This is a genomic window from Massilia cavernae, from assembly GCF_003590855.1.
GTDB lineage: Bacteria > Pseudomonadota > Gammaproteobacteria > Burkholderiales > Burkholderiaceae_D > Telluria_A > Telluria_A cavernae.
This window is the reverse complement of the sequence record NZ_QYUP01000061.1, coordinates 13,715-32,359: the sequence shown is the minus strand read 5'-3', so window position 1 is coordinate 32,359 and position 18,645 is coordinate 13,715. Positions and strand designations below refer to the sequence as shown.

General features: G+C 65.4%; 19 protein-coding genes. 13 read left to right on the top strand and 6 right to left on the bottom strand.

The window, feature by feature from the left end; translation table 11 throughout:
* Positions 1 to 609 (bottom strand): transposase (locus D3872_RS25990; protein WP_220476894.1); only part of this gene is annotated, 609 nt, incomplete at its 3' end.
* A gap of 95 nt (positions 610 to 704) precedes the next feature.
* Here D3872_RS25990 and D3872_RS25215 point away from each other — a divergent pair.
* The 5 genes from D3872_RS25215 (at position 705) to D3872_RS05680 (ending at position 5,255) form a co-directional block, all read left to right on the top strand.
* On the top strand, positions 705 to 2,450 hold the full coding sequence (locus D3872_RS25215; protein WP_147373810.1) for a hypothetical protein: 1,746 nt from the start codon (positions 705 to 707) through the stop codon (positions 2,448 to 2,450).
* A 61-nt stretch (positions 2,451 to 2,511) separates the two neighbouring features.
* A complete protein-coding gene (locus D3872_RS05695; RefSeq protein WP_119809873.1) occupies positions 2,512 to 2,934 on the top strand; it encodes a hypothetical protein in 423 nt (140 codons plus the stop codon).
* Entirely contained in the window at positions 2,931 to 3,611 is a 681-nt protein-coding gene (locus D3872_RS05690) for a C39 family peptidase (protein ID WP_119809872.1), read from the top strand. Before D3872_RS05695 ends, D3872_RS05690 begins: the two co-directional genes overlap by 4 nt.
* Before the next feature lie 11 nt (positions 3,612 to 3,622).
* Positions 3,623 to 4,135, top strand: a complete 513-nt coding sequence (locus D3872_RS05685; RefSeq protein WP_229459181.1) for a hypothetical protein — start codon at positions 3,623 to 3,625, stop codon at positions 4,133 to 4,135.
* 100 nt (positions 4,136 to 4,235) lie between these two features.
* Positions 4,236 to 5,255 carry an asparaginase gene (locus tag D3872_RS05680; protein ID WP_119809870.1) on the top strand — a complete coding sequence of 340 codons (1,020 nt, stop codon included), beginning with the start codon at positions 4,236 to 4,238 and terminating at the stop codon, positions 5,253 to 5,255.
* 19 nt (positions 5,256 to 5,274) lie between these two features.
* Here D3872_RS05680 and D3872_RS05675 read toward each other — a convergent pair whose 3' ends face one another.
* The 3 genes from D3872_RS05675 to D3872_RS05665 all read right to left on the bottom strand — a co-directional run bounded on the left by D3872_RS05675 (position 5,275) and on the right by D3872_RS05665 (position 7,089).
* Entirely contained in the window at positions 5,275 to 5,640 is a 366-nt protein-coding gene (locus D3872_RS05675; protein WP_147373809.1) for a gel scht, read from the bottom strand.
* A 360-nt stretch (positions 5,641 to 6,000) separates the two neighbouring features.
* On the bottom strand, positions 6,001 to 6,375 hold the full coding sequence (locus D3872_RS05670; protein WP_119809868.1) for a hypothetical protein: 375 nt from the start codon (positions 6,373 to 6,375) through the stop codon (positions 6,001 to 6,003).
* Positions 6,376 to 6,600: 225 nt separating this feature from the next.
* Positions 6,601 to 7,089: an Lrp/AsnC ligand binding domain-containing protein gene (locus D3872_RS05665; protein ID WP_119809867.1), complete on the bottom strand. Its 489-nt coding sequence runs from the start codon at positions 7,087 to 7,089 to the stop codon at positions 6,601 to 6,603.
* Between the two features lie 108 nt (positions 7,090 to 7,197).
* On the opposite strand from D3872_RS05665, the gene D3872_RS05660 reads away from it, so the two are divergent.
* The 8 genes from D3872_RS05660 (at position 7,198) to D3872_RS05625 (ending at position 17,110) form a co-directional block, all read left to right on the top strand.
* Complete coding sequence (locus tag D3872_RS05660; RefSeq protein ID WP_119809866.1) at positions 7,198 to 8,487, top strand: D-amino acid dehydrogenase; 1,290 nt, start codon at positions 7,198 to 7,200, stop codon at positions 8,485 to 8,487.
* A 228-nt stretch (positions 8,488 to 8,715) separates the two neighbouring features.
* A complete protein-coding gene (locus D3872_RS05655; protein WP_119809865.1) occupies positions 8,716 to 9,414 on the top strand; it encodes an alpha/beta hydrolase in 699 nt (232 codons plus the stop codon).
* Between the two features lie 147 nt (positions 9,415 to 9,561).
* Entirely contained in the window at positions 9,562 to 10,146 is a 585-nt protein-coding gene (locus tag D3872_RS05650) for a sigma-70 family RNA polymerase sigma factor (RefSeq protein WP_119809864.1), read from the top strand.
* 280 nt (positions 10,147 to 10,426) lie between these two features.
* Positions 10,427 to 11,515 carry a galactose-1-phosphate uridylyltransferase gene (gene galT, locus D3872_RS05645; RefSeq protein WP_119809877.1) on the top strand — a complete coding sequence of 363 codons (1,089 nt, stop codon included), beginning with the start codon at positions 10,427 to 10,429 and terminating at the stop codon, positions 11,513 to 11,515.
* 2 nt (positions 11,516 to 11,517) lie between these two features.
* Positions 11,518 to 12,630, top strand: a complete 1,113-nt coding sequence (galK, locus tag D3872_RS05640; RefSeq protein ID WP_119809863.1) for a galactokinase — start codon at positions 11,518 to 11,520, stop codon at positions 12,628 to 12,630.
* Between the two features lie 15 nt (positions 12,631 to 12,645).
* Positions 12,646 to 13,431, top strand: coding sequence for a sugar-binding domain-containing protein (locus tag D3872_RS26345; protein ID WP_119809862.1), 786 nt, complete (start codon positions 12,646 to 12,648; stop codon positions 13,429 to 13,431).
* A gap of 77 nt (positions 13,432 to 13,508) precedes the next feature.
* Entirely contained in the window at positions 13,509 to 14,435 is a 927-nt protein-coding gene (locus tag D3872_RS26340; protein ID WP_229459180.1) for a glycoside hydrolase family 2 TIM barrel-domain containing protein, read from the top strand.
* A 44-nt stretch (positions 14,436 to 14,479) separates the two neighbouring features.
* A complete protein-coding gene (locus tag D3872_RS05625; protein WP_119809861.1) occupies positions 14,480 to 17,110 on the top strand; it encodes an NAD(P)-binding protein in 2,631 nt (876 codons plus the stop codon).
* Positions 17,111 to 17,182: 72 nt separating this feature from the next.
* Here D3872_RS05625 and D3872_RS26965 read toward each other — a convergent pair whose 3' ends face one another.
* A complete protein-coding gene (locus tag D3872_RS26965; RefSeq protein WP_274381692.1) occupies positions 17,183 to 18,040 on the bottom strand; it encodes an aminotransferase-like domain-containing protein in 858 nt (285 codons plus the stop codon).
* Positions 18,041 to 18,084: 44 nt separating this feature from the next.
* The gene (locus tag D3872_RS26960) at positions 18,085 to 18,558 is read right to left on the bottom strand and encodes a GntR family transcriptional regulator (RefSeq protein WP_220476892.1); all 474 of its coding nucleotides are present in this window, start codon (positions 18,556 to 18,558) and stop codon (positions 18,085 to 18,087) included.
* Positions 18,559 to 18,645 lie beyond the last annotated feature (87 nt).

The following is an 18,645-nucleotide window of genomic DNA, read 5'->3' as shown; positions in this document are numbered from 1 at the left end:
CGCTGTTGCGCGCGCCTTGACGGCCTCTTCCTTGAGCAGATTGTAGTGCGAGCAAGCCGCTTCAATAACGGTGCCGTCACCGGCCAACCGAGCGCTGCCAGAACCCGTCGCTTTCAAAATCGACCCGGTCAGCGATTCAAAGAAATCCCGGGTCAGCGACGCTTCATGCTGGACGATGAAGCGTCCAATGTTGGCATGGTCCGGCGCGATGCCGCCGGTCACCCACATGCATCCGAGATCGAGTCGCGCCAGCCGTTCCAATTCGCGCAGGGAATGCACCCCTTGCATCACGCCGTACAGGATCAGGCCGACCATCAGTTGCGGCGCATAGGGAGCGCGGCCAGTTGCAGCGTAGCGCCGCTCAAACGCTTGCCAGTCTTGTGCTCCGAGCAGACGGGCCACGGTAAATGGAGCATGCTGGCCAGAACGCTTCAGATGTTCTTCCAGACGCATCGTCCCCAGGAAAATGGCGTTGGCATCGCCCGTCACGAAACGCCGACCGCTATGGACCGCCGTCTGCAGAGCCGGCGCATCCGAACCTGCCGGCACGCCGCCAAACAAATCGTACTGCGGAACGTCGGGCGAAGGTAATTTGCGGGTGCTGCTCATTGTCGGTTCCTGGCGTTTCATTCTGAGCAATATTTTATCGCGCAGAGGGCTTTTGCGACACCCTCTGAAGGACGAGGTTTCTCGGAGAAAATCTGATGAAACGTTCTCTCATGGCTGCAGCAATCACGCTGGCGTTCAGCGTCGAAGCGTACGCCAATCCAAACAACACCGCGACCAATCCTTCCGGCAGCACCGGCGGCGCAATGACGCAGACCGCGAGCGCCGAAAACACCCAGTCCGGGTATGGCGCCAAGGCCAATGAATACTCGATCGCGGTGCAGACCGACCGCAACGACAACAGCACCGGCCAGAACAACAGTGCGAGCGATGCCGACGCCAGTTCGGCGGCCGCTGCGGCAGCCAACAACGGCTCCACGGCGACGTCGAACATGACCGATTCGTTCAACACCGCCACCGCCACCGCCAACTGCACGCTGAGCGGCACAGTATCCGGCAACACCATCAACAGCATCGGCAACGGCAACGTGGCCAGCCATACCGGCGACAGCACCGACGGAAGCGCCACCGGCGGCGTGGGTGCGGCCAGTACCGGCGGCGGCGCGGCAGTCAGCCGCGGCGCGGGCGCCGGCGCTAGGGGCGGCGCGGGCGGCGCGGGCGGCGCAGGGGCCTATGGCGGCGCAGCCAGCAACGGCAGCGCGGTCAACGGCGCGGCCAGCACCGGCAACGCCACCGGCGGCGCAGGCGGTTCGGGCGGCTATGCGGAAGGCGCCGCGACCGGCGCGGGCGGCGCCGGCGGTGCGGGCGGCGCAGGCGGCGCGGGCGGCTACGGCGGCAGCGGCGGCGCCGGTGGCGAAGGCGTGGGCGGCGTCGGCGGTGCCAGCGCCGCGACCGGCGGCGCTGGCGGTTCTGGCGGCGCAGCCGGCCTGGCGCTCGGCGCGGTTGGCGGCGCAGGCGGCGCAGCCAGCGGCGACGGCGGTTCGTCCGGCGACGCCACCGGCGGCTACGGCGGCAGCGGCGGCAGCAATGGCAGCGCCACCGGCGGCGTCGGCGGCGCCGGTGGTGCGGGCGGCTATGGCGGCGCCGGCGGCGCAGGCGGCAGCGCGTCGGCCGACGCCTCGGGCGATCACAGCGGCCATGCCGGTTCGGCCACCAGCGGCGACGCATCGGCGTCGGCAGGCGGCGCTGAAGTCGGCGCGGCCGGCTCCGGCGACGCGGGTGGCCCTGGCGGCGCGGGCGGCGAAGGCAGCGGCGGCAACCAGACGTCCGGCGATGGCGCTGCCGGTGGCGGCGCCACCAGCGGCACTGGCGGCGCGGGCGGCATGCTGACCACCAGCGGCGGCGCGGCGGGCGACACCACCGCGGGCGGCGGTGAAGCAGGCGGCGCGGGCGGCACCGCAACCGGCACCGGCGGCACCGGCGAAGCAGGTACCGCCGGTGCTGGTTGCGCGGGTGCGGCAGGCGGCGCGGGCGGTACGTCCACCGGCGGCGCAGGTGCGGCTGGCGCAGACGGCGGCGCCGACGGATCCAGCGGCAGCGCCTCGAACACCGGCGGCAGCGGTGCGGAAGGCGGTGCGGCCACCAGCGGCGCGGCCGCCAACGGCCCGGCCACGGTGGGTAATGCCGCGGGCGGCGAAGGTGGCGCGGGCGGCGATGGCGGGACCAACACCGGCGGCGCAGGCACGGGTGGCGCAGGCGGCGGCGGTACCGGCGGCGCGGCCGGCACTACCTCGGTCGACGCGGGCAGCTTCAACATGAGCAGCACCATGAGCAACGTCGGCCAGTCGGCCGCCGCCATCATGGTGGTGAGTCAGAACAGCGGCTTCTCGTCGCTGGTGCAGCAGAGCGTCAACGTCCAGGCCAACCTCACGGTCGGCCGGTAACACGGTTCGGCGCCGCGCCCTTTCCGGGGCGCGGCGTTTTTCACCCACATGAGGAGAAACTATGAACCTGCACTGCTGCATCGCCACCGGCCTGTGCGCCGCGCTGGTGGTACCGTGGGCGCACGCCGCCGAACCAGGGATATACCCACCGGCCGACGCTGTCGACGCAAACACTGTCTACAGTGCACTCGCCCTGCTGGCGGATAAATTGCCTGCCGCCGCGAAGGACGATGCCGGCGGCTTCGGCGCGCCCGCACCAGCCTTGCTGCTTGACGATGCGCGCGGAGGCGACGGCGGCATTGCCAGCGACACCAGGCTGAGTGGCACGGCCAGCGGCAACGCCGCCACCAATGTCGCCACCGGCGCCAACATCATCCAGTCGGGATCGTTCGTCAATGCCTCGGGAGTGCCTATCGTGATCCAGAACAGCGGCGCGAATGTCCTGATCCAGAACGCCACCGTCATCAATCTGCAGCTGAAATGAACAGGCGCCTGCTGACCGCTTCCATGGCGCTGCTGGCGTCCGCGGCCTGCGCTCCGGCCGCCGCCATCGACCTGGCCGTCGGCGGCGCGCACATGCGCGTGCCGCTCGCCAGCATCAAACAGCTGCGCTTCATTACCACCATGCGCCAGCAGTTCGATTTCAGCTGCGGTTCGGCGGCGCTTGCCACCCTGCTCACCCACCACTACCGCGACCCGGTCAGCGAACAGCAGGTGTTCGAGGCCATGTTCATGCGCGGCGACCAGGCCCGCATCCGCAAGGAGGGCTTTTCGCTGCTCGACATGCAGCGCTTCCTCTCCGGCCGCGGCTACAAGGCTGACGGCTTCCAGCTGCCGCTGCAAAAGCTGGCCGACGCGCGGCTGCCGGCCATCGTGCTGGTGTCCGAGCACGGCTACCACCACTTTGTCGTGATCAAGGGCGTGGCCGGCGGCCGCGTGCTGGTCGGCGATCCGTCCAGCGGAACCCGCATGCTGACGCGCGAGGCCTTCGAGGCCATCTGGAGCAACCGCCTGCTGTTCGTTATCCACGGCGGCGCGGCGCCTGCGTTCAACAGCGCCGCCGACTGGCGCGCCGCGCCGCTTGCGCCGCTGGACCAGGGCCTCGGGCGCGGCTCGCTCGCCACGATGACCCTGCCGAAACTCGGCGCCGGTGAATTCTGAGGAGCACCACCATGCCAGGCATCCGAACTACATGCGCCGCCGTGGCGATGGCGCTGGCTGCGTGGCAGCCATCCTGCCACGCGCAGCAGCACGGCTTGCCTGCCGAACAGTGGACACCGGTCGATGCCAGCGTGCTGGTACAGGCGCGCGGCGGCTTCCGGCTGTCCTCCGGACTGGAACTGTCGCTCGGCATCGAGCGCGAAGTGTCGATCAACGGCAATGTCGTGTCGCGCACCAGCCTGCAGCTCACCGACCTCAGCCGAATGAGCGCGGAACAGGCGCTGCAAACAAGCGAAGCCCTGTCTTCCGTCAGGCTGGTCCAGAACGGCCACGGCAACATTTACGCCGTGGCCATGGCGCCGCAGACGCTGGGCGGGACCGTGATCCAGAACAGCCTGAACGACCAGCTGATCCGAACCCACACCGTCATCCATTCGAGCGTGAACAGCATGGGCTTGCTGAAGGTCCTCAATTTCCAGGATACCCTGGGCAATGCCCTGGCACGAGCGGCGGGCCCGCACTGAACGTTCACCGTTCCACGCGCGTTCCGACGCCGCTGCCGAACGCAAACGAACGCCCGCTTTTGGTTTACATTGGAGCTCATCCAACCAGCCGGGGGCCAGCATGCAAGCAGTTCCACTCGTCGAAACCACGCGCGGCTACCCCGCTACCGGCAACGTGGTCGAAAATATCCATCTCGGCTCGGTCGCGGTCGTCGACCTGCACGGCAAGCTGCTGTGGTCCGCGGGCGATCCGCACTACATGACCTTCACGCGTTCGGCGCTCAAGCCCTTCCAGGCCTTGCCCTTCATGCTGGCCGATGGCCCCGCCAGGTTCGGCCTGACCCGACCCGAACTCGCGCTGCTGTGCGCCAGCCATTCGGGCGAGGACAAGCACCTGCGCGCCGTCGAATCGATACTCGGGAAAATCGGGATGGACGAGTCGGACCTGGAGTGCGGCTGCGCCGTGCCGCTGTATTACGAAGCGGTCGGCATGGGCGCGCCGCAGGACCGCACATGGACCCAGCTCCATCACAACTGCTCGGGCAAGCACAGCGGCTTCCTGGCCTGGTGCCGCATGCACGGCGAGCCGACCGACAACTACATCAGTCCCGTCCACCCGCTGCAGCAGGCGATCCGCACCGCGCTGGAAGCCGAGACCGGGCTGTCCGGCATGCCCTCCGGGATGGACGGCTGCTCGGCGCCCAACTACGCGCTGCCGCTCTCGCAGCTGGCACACCTGTATGCGCGCCTTGCACAAGGCGGCCGCGATCCACGCCTCGGCAGCGTGATGGGCGACCTGTTCGATGCGATGACCATGCATCCCGACCTGGTGTCGGGCGAGGCGCGCTGCGACCTGCACTACATGGAAGCGGGAGCGGGCGACTGGGTCAGCAAGGTGGGCGCGGATGCGGTGCAAACCATCGGCATCCGCTCCGCCGGCATCGGCATCGCCATCAAGATCCTTGACGGTACGGGCCGCGCGCTGCACACCGCGACCTGGAGCGTGCTCGAACAACTGGGCCTGCTGGACGCGCGCCGCGCCGCGATGCTGGAGCAGTACCGCCGGCCCGCGCTGAAGAACGTGCGCGGCAGCGTCGTCGGCGACATCCGCGCCGCGTTCCGGCTGCACCCGCACGCCTAGCCGGCGCGCCGGCCAAGGATCAACCCAGCTGCCGGTTGCGCGGCGCGATCACGACATCCCTGCGGCCGCCTTCGTGGAACTGGTCGAACACATACATCGTGTCGGCATCGGGTGTCATGAAGACGTCGACGCCGACAGGAATCAGTTCCACCGCGCGTTCGCCCTCGACTTGCGCATAGAAGCGGGTGGCGCGGTTGTGCACCGTCAGCGTTTTGCCGTTCGACAGGACATAACTGCCCTTGTAGTACTTGAAGTCTTCGGAATCGAGCTTGTACTTCGTGGTCTTGCCGGGAACCGGCACCGAGGTATCCTCGGCGGGAGCGGCATGGGCGGCGAAGGCGAAGGAAGTGGCTGCCGCGAAAGCGATGGCGGAAAGTGTACGCATGATGTGATCCAATCTGATGAGTGGCATGAAGAAGCATGCGCGCAGCTCGCCAGGGGCTTGCAGCATAGCTGCAGCAGCGCGCGACCGTTTTGAAGCATCAGATCGTCATGGCTCTTGAAATGCATGACGACTGCGGCAAGTGTAGAAACAGCGCACGCATGCCGCCAGCAGATTGGGACCGGCTGCAAAAAATGCGGAACAGGCTGCAAAAAAGGGCGGATAAACGGGAGGTGAAAGAGGCGCGGCCGATGCCATGCGAAGGCGCCGCATGAAGCCGCCGTTGCAGCACGCATGCGGCCGCCGCGCAGGACGAAATCCGCCCCGCACGTGCGCCGCCGCGACTGCTTCAGGCGCTGCCGCTCAGCCGATCTTCAGGCTCTTGGGCTTGATGAGGATGTCGGTTTTCTTGCCTTCGTACATCTGGTCGAACATGTACATCATTTCCGAATCGCGAGCGACGAAGACGTTCTTGCCGGACGGGATCAGCTCGACCGCAGCCTGGCCGTCCATTTCGGCAAACAGGCGCTTGCCACGGGTGACGACAATCAGGGTCTTGCCGTTCGACAGCAGGAACTTGCCCTTGTAATCCTTCATCGTCTCGCTGTCGAGCTTGGGCCTCGGCGCCTCGCCCGGAATGACGACCGTGGTGCCGGTAATGGGCTCCTGGGCGATGGCAGGGGCGACGATTCCAAATGAAAGTGCAGCCGCGAGGGCGATGGCATGAATTGTGCGCATGATGGTTCCTCAGTTGAGTCCTCGAAAACACGCGCTGTGCCGTGCATGGGCCTGCAATCCTTCTTCCAGCGTGCGGTAGCGCGCAGCCAAAAAGCAGCAGATCGTCACGGCCGTGAATGCATGACGACTAAACCCAGTGTAGGCAATGAGTCACGGCTTGGCGAGGTCAATCGCCGGCCGGATCAAAAAATATCCGGCACGCCGCCACGCGCGCCGGTCAAGCCTCTATAGGTCGGTCGGCAGCACCAGCGTTTCCTTGATTTCTTCCATCACCACATAGCTTTTCGACTGGGCCGCACCGGGCAGCTGCAGCAGCATGTCGCCGAGCAGCTTGCGGTATTCCGCCATCTCGTGGATGCGCGCCTTGATCAGGTAGTCGAAGTCGCCCGACACCAGGTGGCATTCCTGCACTTGGGGAATGCGCAGCACCTCGCGCCGGAACTGCTCGAAGGCCGAGGCCGATTTCTGGTTGAGGGTAATTTCCACGAAGACCAGAAGCTTGGAGCCGAGCGCGGCCGCGTCGACCTTGGCGTGGTAACCGCTGATGACGCCGTCGCGCTCCATGCGCTTGACCCGTTCGATGCACGGCGTCACCGACAGGCCCACGCGTTCGCCCAGGTCCTTCATCGAGATCCGTCCCTCCTCCTGCAAGATTTTCAGGATGTGGCGGTCGAGCTTGTCGAGCATGCGGTTGGACTGCTTTTGGATTCTCATGAATATCCGCTGAATTTACCCATCAAAACGTGAACAAACACTAGCTTTATGCAAATACTATAGCGGGACTTCTGGAAAATCCATCTAAATCTACAAAGCGGAGCAAGCATGCGCATCGTGATCCTGGGCAGTGGCGTTATCGGCGTAACGAGTGCCTATTACCTGGCCAAGGCCGGGCACGAGGTCACGGTGATCGACCGCCAGCCGGGCCCCGCGCTGGAAACCAGCTTTGGCAACGCCGGCCAGATCTCGCCCGGCTACGCCTCGCCGTGGGCCGCGCCCGGCATTCCGCTGAAGGCCATGAAGTGGATGCTGCAACGCCACGCTCCACTGTCGATCACGCCGGACGGCACCACCTTCCAGCTGAAGTGGATGTGGGAAATGCTGCGCAACTGCACTTCCGACCGCTACAGCGTCAACAAGGAACGCATGGTGCGCCTGGCCGAGTACAGCCGCGACTGCTTCAAGATCCTGCGCGACGAAGCCGGCATCACCTACGAAAGCCGCCAGCGCGGCACCATGCAGCTATTCCGCACCCAGCAGCAGTTCGACAACGCCGCCAAGGACATCGACGTGCTGAAGGAATCGGGCGTGCCTTACGAATTGCTGACCCGCGACCAGCTCGGCTCGGCCGAACCGGCGCTGGCCAAGGCCGGCGGCAAGCTGGTCGGCGCGCTGCGCCTGCCGAACGATGAAACCGGCGACTGCCAGCTGTTCACCACCCGCCTGGCCGCGATGGCCGAGGCGCTGGGCGTCAAGTTCCGCTACAACACCCCGATCGACCGCCTGGCCTTCGCCGGCAACGCGGTCGCCGGCGTGCATTGCGGCGACGAACTGGTCAAGGCGGACGCCTACGTGGTGGCGCTGGGCGCCTACTCGACCGAACTGCTCAAGCCGGTGGTCGACATCCCGGTCTACCCGATGAAGGGCTATTCGATCACCGTGCCGATCGTGAACGCCGAAGCAGCCCCGGTCTCGACCATCCTGGACGAAACCTACAAGATCGCCGTGACCCGTTTCGACAACCGCATCCGCGTCGGCGGCATGGCCGAGCTGTCCGGTTTCGACAAGCGCCTGAACCCGCGCCGCCGCGAAACGCTGGAAATGGTCGTCAACGACCTGTTCCCTGGCGCCGGCAACACCGCCGAAGCTTCGTTCTGGACCGGCCTGCGCCCGATGACGCCGGACGGCACCCCGGTGGTCGGCCGCACCTCGATGAAGAACCTGTTCATCAACACCGGCCACGGCACCCTGGGCTGGACCATGTCCTGCGGTTCGGCGCAGTTGCTGGCCGACCTGATGTCGGCCAAGCGCCCTGCGATCCCGTTCGAAGACCTGGGGGCCGCCCGCTACGCCAGCGGCAAGACCAGCACCCGCCTGGACCTGGCCAACGCCTGATCGCGACGTGGCGCTGGCGCAACGGCGCCAGCATCCGGCCAAGCCGAACAATCCGTTCGGCTTTTTTTCCGACCAGACGAAAGGGATCGCCGTCCGCCGGGTAGCAGGCACGGCGGTTGCCGCATGATGTCGATGGGTATATGGTGGCCGATGCGGTCCGAAACGCCGGCGGGCCACGCTGGGCAACACATCGGTGAGTCGTCTCTAAATGCTGAGGGGAATCAAATCATGAGCACTAAGCCTACGATTGTTTTGGTACATGGTTTTTGGGGTGGAGCCGCGCATTGGAACAAGGTCATCGTCGAGCTCTCGCGCAAGGGCTATACGTCCATTTGCGCTGTTGAACTGCCCTTGACGTCGCTTGCGGACGATGCTGAACGTACGCGCAAAATGGTCGCGCAACAGGGAGGCCCGGTCCTGCTGGTGGGTCATTCCTATGGTGGCGCCGTCATTACGGAAGCCGGCGATCAGGCAAATGTGGTCGGCCTGGTCTATATCGCCGCGTTTGCCCCGGACGCCGGCGAGAGTCCGGGCGGAATTACCCAGCAACATATACCCGCTGCAGCAGCCAACCTGGCGCCCGACAGCGATGGCTATTTGTGGATCAAGCGCGAAAAATTCCATGAAAGCTTCGGCCAGGACCTGACTGCCGACGAAGGGCTGGTGATGAGCGTGACGCAGAAAGCCCCTCTCGCCAGCACCTTCGGCGACACCGTCACGAATCCCGCATGGCGAAAGAAACCATCGTGGTACCAGATCTCCAGCGACGACAGGATGATCGCGCCGGAGAACCAGGAACGCATGTCGGCGCGGCTCGGCGCCAGGAAGGTCATTACCTTGAAGGCAAGCCATGCTTCGCTCGCGTCCATGCCAGTCGAAGTGGCTGCATTGATCGACGAGGCGGCAACCGAGGCAATGAAGGGCTGACCCTCGATCCACCCACCGGAATCGCCCGGCGCTTGGATCCTATGATTCCTGTTCTAACGGAAATGGACGCAGCGAACCAAAAAGCTCATGCTAGGATTCTTGCATGCCGGTTCAGCCGGCAGATACTGCAAGACGTCGGGACGGGCCATGAAAAGTCAACGCGAACCGGACGACCTGCTGGTGATCAGGGTACAGGACGGTGACCGCTGTGCCTTCGACCAGCTCGCTGCGCGATACCGGGCGAAACTCCTGCGCCTGATCATGCGCACGGTGCACGACCCGGCCGACGCCGAGGACGTGCTGCAAGACACGCTGGTGCGCGCCTACCGCGCGATCGGCGCCTTCCGCCGCGACTCCGCCTTCTACACCTGGCTGTTCCGCATCGCCATCAACACCGCCACCGCCTTCATGAGCGGCAAGCGGCGCCAGATGGAAACCCGCGGCGAGACACCCGACTCCGGCAGCCCGGACGCCAATCCCGAACTGCAGGCCGACATCGTCACGCCGGAAGACATCCTTCAGGGCAAGCAGATGGCCGAGATCGTCGACCGCGCCGTCGCCAGCCTGGCGCCCGAGCACAGCGCCGCCATCACCATGCACGAAATCGACGGCCTGAGCTACCAGGAGATCGCCGACGCCCAGCTGTGCCCGATCGGCACGGTGCGCAGCCGTATTTCCAACGCGCGCATGGTGATCGCCGCCCGCCTGCACCCGCTGTGCCACCTGCATTGAGCTGAACGCCCGCTTGCGCCGCAGAGTGCTTGCAGGACGCGCTCCCGCGACCTCGTCGGATCGGTCCTACGACGCTGACAAGCAGCAAGTTCTCTCCTTGGGCTCGCTTCCCTGCCGTGCAGCCAGGCCACGAACATCGCGCTTTCTTTGAAAATTCGATAATAGCTAATTCCTATCGAAAACATTGCAATGCATAAATGAAAACTTTCAAAAAAGGTCCACATGTTACGCTTGTTACATCTGCGATCTCAGCCGAATGCGGTGCGACATGGGCAAAACGATGCACATACTGGAACTGGATAAACCGGACGGACGCAAGCTGGCCTTGTACAGCCGCACGCCGATCGACCACGTCGCCGGCGCACCCAGCCCGTTCGCGGAACCGGCCAACGCCAACCCGCACCTGCGCTGGCATCCGCTGCGCGGCGAGTGGATCACCTACGCCGCGTTCCGCCAGAACCGCACCTTCCAGCCGCCGCCCCAGTACAACCCGCTGGCGGTCACCACCGACCCGGCCGCCCCGACAGAACTCCCGCAAGGCAACTACGAAATCGCGGTGTTCGACAACCGCTTCCCTTCGCTCGCGCTCGACTCGCACGACCCGCCGCAGCTGACAGTGCAAACCGCGCCGGCGAACGGCAAGTGCGAGGTGGTCGTGTTCACCCAGGACCCAGGCTCTGCGCTCAACATGCTGGACCTGGGCCGCATCGAACTGCTGTTCCAGGTGTGGGCCGACCGCACCACCCGGCTGGCGCAGACCGGGCAGATCAAGTACGTGCTGCCGTTCGAGAACCGCGGCGTCGAAGTGGGCGTCACCCTGCACCACCCGCATGGCCAGATCTACGCCTATCCCTTCATGCCGCCGGTGCCGGCGCGGATGCTGTCGCAGGAACAGGCATTCTTCGAAAAGAACGGCCGCCCGCTGCTGCCCGACCTGGTGCGTAAGGAAATCGACGCCGGCGTGCGCATGATCTACCACGGCCCGCATGCCTGCGCTTTCGTGCCGGCCTGCGCGCGCTATCCGTATGAAGTGTGGGTCACGCCGATCGGGCAGGTGCAGGACTTTGCATCGCTGGACGATGCGCAGCGCGCCGACCTGGCGCGCGCGCTCAAGACCGTGCTGCTCAAGTACGAAGGGATGTGGCAGCGCCCCTTCCCTTACCTGATGGCCTGGTACCAGGCGCCGACCGACGGCAAGACGCATCCCGAGACCCAGCTGCATACGCAGTTCTCGCCGCCTTACCGCACCCGCGACCGCCTCAAATTCCTGGCCGGCACCGAGCTGGGCGCCGGCATGTTCGCCATGGACGCGCTGCCGGAAGAAAAAGCGGCCGACCTGCAAGCCGTCAACGTTACGCTGGAGGACTGAACATGCCCAATCCATCCACAGGCCACGACGTGGCCAACCGCGAGCGCGGCACCAGCGCCGACGAGTTCTTTGGCGGCCAGTCCTACGTGGAAGCATTCGCGCCCGGGCGGGTCAACCTGCTAGGCGAACACACCGATTACAACGACGGCTTCATGCTGCCGGTCGCCACGCCGCAAGCCACCACGGTCAGCATCGGGCACAACGACCAGCCTGTGTTCGAACTGTATTCGGCCACGCTCGGCTGCTCGGTCACCTTCCGCCGCGACGAAGCCGCGCCCAAAGGCTTCGCGCGCTATATCGAAGGCTGCATCCGGCTGCTGCAGGAGCGCGACGCCGACATTCCCAACCTGCGCATCCACGTCAACTCCAACCTGCCGCTGGGCAGCGGCCTGTCCAGCAGCGCCGCGCTGGAAGTAGCCACCTTGCGCGCGCTGCGCGAGCTGACCGGCTTCGAACTCAACGACCGCGACCTGGCGCTGATCGCCCAGCGCGCCGAAATCGAATATGCCGGCGTGATGTGCGGCGTGATGGACCAGATGGCGTCCAGCCTGGCCGACAGCGAACACATGTTGTTCATCGACGCGCGCACGCTGGAGACAAGGCTGCTGCCGGTCCCCGGCGGCAGCGAAATCATCGTGATCGATTCCGGCATGCCGCGCACCCTGGCCGGCAGCGCCTACAACGAGCGCCGCGCCGAATGCGAAGCGGCCGCCAAGGCGCTGGGCGTGGTGGCGCTGCGCGACGTCACCGACGTGGCAAAGGTCGAAGCGCTGCCCGAACCGCTGCGCAAGCGCGCGCGCCACGTAGTGAGCGAGAACAACCGCGTGCTCGAAGCATGCAAGGGCGTCAGCCCCGAACGCTTCGGCGAACTGATGAACGACTCGCATTTCAGCCTGCGCGACGACTATGAGGTATCGATTCCCGAACTGGACGAACTGACCGCGCTGCTGCGCGAATCCGACGGCGTACATGGCGCGCGCCTGACCGGCGCCGGCTTCGGTGGCGCCGTGGTCGCCCTGTGCCGCCCCGGCGTGGGCGCTGCTGCCGGCGCCGCCGTGGTGGCGCGCTTCAACACCGGCGGCGGGCGCCACGCCGCACTGCTGCTGCCAACCTGAGACCACGAGGACCCCATGACCGACTTCATGTATCCGCGGCCGCAACTGGTGCGCGACAGCTGGACCTCGCTGAACGGGACCTGGCTATTCGCCTTCGACGACGCTCACCGCTACCACCTGCCGACCGACCCGATCGAGTGGCCCCACCAGATCAAGGTGCCGTTCTGCCCCGAATCGAAAGCCAGCGGCATCGGCGACACCGGCTTCCACAAGGTGGTCTGGTACCGCCGCGAATTCGACGCCGGCGAAGGCGAAGGCCGCGTGATGCTGCACTTCGGCGCGGTCGACTACAGCGCGCGCGTGTGGGTCAACGACGTGCTGGTGGCCGAGCACGAGGGCGGCCACACGCCCTTCGCGGCCGAGATCACCAACGCGCTGCGCGGCGGCGGCCCGCAGGTGCTGACGGTGCAGGCGATGGACGACCCGCACGACCTGGCCAAGCCGCGCGGCAAGCAGGACTGGCTGCTGGAGCCGCACTCGATCTGGTACCCGCGCACCACCGGCATCTGGCAGTCGGTGTGGCTGGAGCGCGTATCGGCTACCTACATCCGCGCGCTGCGCTGGACGCCGTACTTCGACGGCTTCGAGATCGGCTGCGAAATCCTGGCGGCCGGCGACATCGAAGACGACCTCATGGTGGAAGTGAAGATCTGGCATGGCGACCAGCTGCTGGCCGACGACCTGTACAAGCTGCTCTGGGGCAGGAAAGCGACCCCGCAAAGATCGCGGCTTCCGACCTCGCGGCATCGACGATTCTGCGCAACGAAGATGCTGTGGAGTCAGAGCGCCCACCCTGCTTGATGCGAAGTCACGCTGCGGCTACCGCGGCCTAGCTGCTCGACACGGTGCGGTTTTCGGGTACACCGCACTTGCGCTCGGTGAACATCAACCGCGACCGCTTCATGCTCAATGGCCGCCCGTATCCGCTGCGCCTCGTGCTCGACCAGGGCTACTGGACCGACACCCTGATGACGGCGCCCAGCGACGATGCGCTCAAGCGCGACGTCGAACTGGCCAAAGCGATGGGCTTCAACGGCGTGCGCAAGCACCAGAAGATCGAAGACCCGCGCTACCTGTACTGGGCCGACAAGCTGGGCCTGCTGGTATGGGAAGAAATGCCGTCGGCCTACCGCTTCAGCGCGCGGGCGATCGAACGCTCGGTGCGCGAATGGATCGAGGCCATCGAACGCGATTACAGCCACCCCTGCGTGATCGTCTGGGTGCCGTTCAACGAATCGTGGGGCGTGCCGAACCTGACTTCGACCCAGGCCCACCGCAACGCGGTCGAGGCCCTGTACCACCTGACCCGAACGCTCGACGCCACCCGCCCGGTGATCGGCAACGACGGCTGGGAAGCCTCGGCCACCGACATCCTCGGCATCCACGACTACGAGGGCGACCCCGAGAAGCTGCGCGCCAAATACGAAGTGGCCGATCCGGTACGCACGCTGTTCGACCAGCGCCGTCCGGGCGGCCGCATCCTCACGCTGGACGGCTTCCCGCATCGCGGACAGCCGATCGTGCTGACCGAGTTCGGCGGCATCGCCTACGACAAGAGCAGCACCGTGGTGTATACCTGGGGCTATTCGCGCGCCAACAACGAACAGGAGTATGCCGAGCTCTACAGCAAGCTGCTGCAGGTGGCCAACGAGACCTTCATGTTCAGCGGCTTTTGCTATACCCAGTTCGCCGACACCTTCCAGGAGGCCAACGGCCTGCTGACGGCCGACCGCGTTCCCAAGATACCGCTTGAAACGATCAGCGCGGCGACGCGCGGCACACGCATTGACGTCACTCGAATCTAACCGAGAAACCACTATTGCCCCGCCAGGGCGAAAGGAAGTTTGGAATGCCTACTATTATTGTTTTTTGCCACCTGCGCTGGGATTTCGTGTTTCAACGTCCGCAGCACCTGCTGACGCGCCTTGCCAACCACTACAAGATCATCATGGTCGAGGAACCGATCCACCATGAAGGCGGCAATTTCCTGCGCAAGACGCAGGTGGCCCCTAACGTCACCGTGTGCCAGCCGCACACCAACATCGCCGCGTGGGGCTTCCACGACGACCAGATTCCCTCGCTCAAGCCGCTGCTGGCCAACCTGGTCTCCGAAGGCGAAGACCCGATCGTCTGGTTCTACACGCCGATGGCGCTGCCGCTGCTGCAGGGCCTGCACCCGTCGCTGGTGGTGTACGACTGCATGGACGAACTGGCCGCCTTCAAGAATTCGCCCAAGCAGCTGCTGCAGCGCGAAACCGCGCTGCTGGGCATCGCCGACATCGTGTTCACCGGCGGGCCCAGCCTGTACGAAGCCAAGCGCGAGCGCCACGCCAATGCCCACTGCTTCTCGAGCAGCGTCGACGCCGTCCACTTCCGCAAGGCGCTCAACCGCGACAGCGCGCACGCCTCGCACGACGCCATGCCGCACCCGCGCCTGGGCTTCTACGGCGTGATCGACGAGCGTTTCGACATCGACCTGCTGACGGCGCTGGCCGACGCGCGCCCGGAATACCAGATCGTGCTGGTGGGTCCGGTGGTCAAGATCGACCCGGCCACCTTGCCGCAGCGCGCCAACATCCACTACCTGGGCCAGCAGTCGTACGACGCGCTGCCGCAATTCCTGGCCGGCTGGGACGTGTGCTTGCTGCCATTCGCGCTGAACGACTCCACCAAATTCATCAGCCCGACCAAGGTGCTGGAATACATGGCGGCCGAACTGCCGATCGTCTCGACCCCGATCACCGATGTCAAGATGCCTTACGGCCACGTGGTGGCCATCGCCCACACCCATGAGGAATTCATCCGCGCCTGCGACGAAGCGATTGCGATGAACCCGGAACAGAAAGCGGCGATGGTCGACACCATGCGCGGCATCGTCGCCGGCACCTCGTGGGACGTGACGGTCGACCGCATGCGCAGCCTGATCGATGCGGCCCCGCGCGGCGCAAAGTCGAGCCGCCCGGCGCAGGCCTCAAGCGCGCCGCAGCAAAGCGCCAAGGGCGGCGCCGTCATCGACGCAACGGCCCAGCGTCCGCTGGAACCGGTCAAGGCCGTCATCATCGGAGCCGGACCGACCGGCCTGTCGGCGGCCTACCACTTGGGCTCGGACACCCTGCTCATCGAGCGCAATGCGACCGTGGGCGGCTGGTGCCGCTCGATCAAGGACAACGGCTTTACCTTCGACTACGCCGGCCACATCATGTTCTCCAACGACCCGTACGTGCTGAAGCTGTACGACGTGCTGTTGGGGTCCAACATCCACTGGCAGAACCGCGAAGCCTGGGTGTACAGCAAGAACGTGTTCACCCGCTACCCCTTCCAGGGCGCGCTGTACGGCCTGCCGCCGGCCGTGATCAAGGAATGCATCGTCGGCGCGATGGAAGCGCGCTTCGGCGACCTCAACGCCGTGCCGGGCGAAGCGCCGGGCCCCGCGGTCGACGACAAGTGCGACAAGGGCATGGAAGACTGCTGCGCCGACGGCACCGTGGACATCGCGAAAAGCAGCGCCAGCAAGCCGGGCGAAGTGAAGAACTTCGAGCAGTTCATCTACAAGGTGTGGGGCGCGGGCATCGCCAAGCACTTCGCGATCCCGTACAACAAGAAGCTGTGGACGGTGCCGCTGACCGAGATGGAGACCTCGTGGCTGGGCGGGCGCGTGCCGCTGCCTAACCTCGAGGAAATCATCGAAGGCGCGCTGGAACCGGTCGGAAAACCGATGGGACCGAATGCCCGCTTCGGTTACCCGCTCAAGGGCGGCTTCCAGGCGCTGATGAACGGCTTCCTGCCCCACATCCGCGGCAAGATCGAGCTGAACGCCAGCGTGGTGGAAATCCTGCCGAAGGAACACCTGATCGCGCTGGCCGACGGCCGCCGCTTCCGCTACGACGACCTGATCAGCACCATGCCGCTGCCGGAACTGATCAAGATGATCGGCGACGAAGCTCCGCAGGAAGTACGCGACGCAGCCAACGGCCTGAAGCACATCTCGATCCGCAACGTGAACATCGGCATCGACCGTCCGAACGCGACCGACAAGCACTGGATCTACTACCCGGAGGACACGATCTTCCACCGCATCTTCGTGCAGGGCAATGCCAGCCCCGAGTGCAATGCGCCTGGCGGCTTCGGCTTTACCTGCGAGATCTCGTACTCGCCGTGGAAACCGCTGCCGGTCGATGGCGACGCCCTGATCCGGCGCGCGATCGAGGACTGCATCAAGGTCGGCATGATCAAGGAGAACGACAAGATCCTGGCCGCGAACCTGACCGACATGCCTTACGCCTACGTGGTCTACGACCATGCGCGCGCGAAGAACGTGGAGACGGTGAAGCGGTGGCTGGAGCAGTACGACATCACGCTGGCGGGCCGCTACAGCGAGTGGGAGTACTACAACTCCGACCACGCCTTCCTGGCTGGAAAGAAGGCGGCGGAGAAGATTCGCGCAGCCGACGACGCACGGGTACGCAAGGCCGAGCTGTAACAGCTATGCGCCAAAGAAAAACTGCGCAATCCCTCGATGGGAGCAGCGCGTTTTTTTGTTTCAGTCCTGGTTCTACAGAATCAGTCGGGAATCAGCCGTGCGGACTTCAAGCCGCAGTCTTGCTATGGCCGAAAGGGCCGTGCTCAAATCAGCGATGGACGGTGCACCGAGGCAGAGGCGAACACCGCCATCCGGCGCTTCGGTATCGGCAGCGGTGGAAGATGGCGGCGTGACCAGCACGCCCAGCGCGCTTGCCGCATGCTCCAGGCCTTGTGCTTCAAGCCTCGGCATCGGCAGCCAGACGTGATAGCCCTGATGACCGGGTTCGCGCATCATCGCGCCCAGCATGGATCGCGCCAGTGCAAGGCGGCGATCCGATTCGTCCTGGATTGACCGGCTTACGACTTCAGCGGTTCCGTCGATCAGCCACTGTTCCATGACAGCGCAACTCAGTGGCGGCACCATGATCGCCGTCGCCTGCAAAGCTGCCTCGATGTGCGCGTACATCGGCTCCGGTGCGACCAATCCGCCGATCCTGAGCGCCGGGTTCAAGGTCTTGGACATGCTGTTGGCGTAGAAGGTTCGTTCAGGCGCCAGCATGGCGAGCTGCGGGAGCTTGCGGTCGGCGGCGAGCGTGTAAACATCGTCTTCGATAATCGCGATGTCATGGTCGCGGCACACAGCGACTATCGCCTCGCGCCGCGCCCGGCCCATCGTGGCCGTGGTGGGATTCTGCATCGTCGGAGTCACGTAGAGCGCGGCGGGACCGGGACGGCGCGCTGACAGCGCGCGATCAAGCGCTTCCGGGACGACGCCCTCTCCATCCATCGACACGCCTACGAGATGGGTTCTCTGGTGGCGCGCAAGTGCTATCGCGCCCGGATAGGTCTCCGCCTCGGTAAACAAGGTGCCGCCGGGCCCGCACGCCACCGATACCGATACCGCGAGGGAAACCGCATGATGCGCTCCGCCAGTCAGGACCACCGGCGGGGATCGGCATCCATGCCCAGCCTGGCGAACCAGCGCGCCAGCAGCCGGCGATGTTCGTCATGGCCGGCAAGCGGCGGGTAGTCGTTGAACATGCCCGAATCGACGCGCCTGGCGATCGCCATGAGCGTGCGGGCCAACAAGCGGTCACTCATCACCGCCGGCGGCGCGTTGCGGGACAGGTCGATGAGCGGCCCGCGCCGGGCCTGCGCCAGGGCCACGAAGGTACCACTGCCCTTGACGCTACGCACCAGCCCGCGGCGTTCCAGGATGCCGTAGGCCTTTGTCACCGTGCCCACACCTATCCCGAGTGTGTCGGCCAGGTCGCGGTGCGGCGGCAACCTGTCGCCTGTATGGAGTCGTTCCTCAAGAATGTCGTCGGCGAGTGCCGTCACAAGCTGATCCGAGGGGGCGACAGGACCCGCGGCAAGCCGTGGAATCCATGGAGATTTCAAACGCATATCGGAAATATCGCAAAAGTGTTTCGTGACACTTTATATGTTTACGTGAAGTGTATCAATCCATATACTCGAAGCTCGATTTCGCCA

What these genes read in the sequence shown, in the direction of transcription:
- D3872_RS05675 (WP_147373809.1), bottom strand. Translation starts at nt 5,640, where the DNA reads ATGCGTACACTTTCCGCCATCGCTTTCGCGGCAGCCACTTCCTTCGCC.
- D3872_RS25215 (WP_147373810.1), top strand. Translation starts at nt 705, where the DNA reads ATGAAACGTTCTCTCATGGCTGCAGCAATCACGCTGGCGTTCAGCGTC.
- D3872_RS05680 (WP_119809870.1), top strand. Translation starts at nt 4,236, where the DNA reads ATGCAAGCAGTTCCACTCGTCGAAACCACGCGCGGCTACCCCGCTACC.
- D3872_RS05690 (WP_119809872.1), top strand. Translation starts at nt 2,931, where the DNA reads ATGAACAGGCGCCTGCTGACCGCTTCCATGGCGCTGCTGGCGTCCGCG.
- galK (WP_119809863.1), top strand. Translation starts at nt 11,518, where the DNA reads ATGCCCAATCCATCCACAGGCCACGACGTGGCCAACCGCGAGCGCGGC.
- D3872_RS05685 (WP_229459181.1), top strand. Translation starts at nt 3,623, where the DNA reads ATGCCAGGCATCCGAACTACATGCGCCGCCGTGGCGATGGCGCTGGCT.
- D3872_RS05665 (WP_119809867.1), bottom strand. Translation starts at nt 7,089, where the DNA reads ATGAGAATCCAAAAGCAGTCCAACCGCATGCTCGACAAGCTCGACCGC.
- D3872_RS05655 (WP_119809865.1), top strand. Translation starts at nt 8,716, where the DNA reads ATGAGCACTAAGCCTACGATTGTTTTGGTACATGGTTTTTGGGGTGGA.
- galT (WP_119809877.1), top strand. Translation starts at nt 10,427, where the DNA reads ATGCACATACTGGAACTGGATAAACCGGACGGACGCAAGCTGGCCTTG.
- D3872_RS05695 (WP_119809873.1), top strand. Translation starts at nt 2,512, where the DNA reads ATGAACCTGCACTGCTGCATCGCCACCGGCCTGTGCGCCGCGCTGGTG.
- D3872_RS05660 (WP_119809866.1), top strand. Translation starts at nt 7,198, where the DNA reads ATGCGCATCGTGATCCTGGGCAGTGGCGTTATCGGCGTAACGAGTGCC.
- D3872_RS26960 (WP_220476892.1), bottom strand. Translation starts at nt 18,558, where the DNA reads ATGCGTTTGAAATCTCCATGGATTCCACGGCTTGCCGCGGGTCCTGTC.
- D3872_RS05650 (WP_119809864.1), top strand. Translation starts at nt 9,562, where the DNA reads ATGAAAAGTCAACGCGAACCGGACGACCTGCTGGTGATCAGGGTACAG.
- D3872_RS05625 (WP_119809861.1), top strand. Translation starts at nt 14,480, where the DNA reads ATGCCTACTATTATTGTTTTTTGCCACCTGCGCTGGGATTTCGTGTTT.
- D3872_RS26345 (WP_119809862.1), top strand. Translation starts at nt 12,646, where the DNA reads ATGACCGACTTCATGTATCCGCGGCCGCAACTGGTGCGCGACAGCTGG.
- D3872_RS05670 (WP_119809868.1), bottom strand. Translation starts at nt 6,375, where the DNA reads ATGCGCACAATTCATGCCATCGCCCTCGCGGCTGCACTTTCATTTGGA.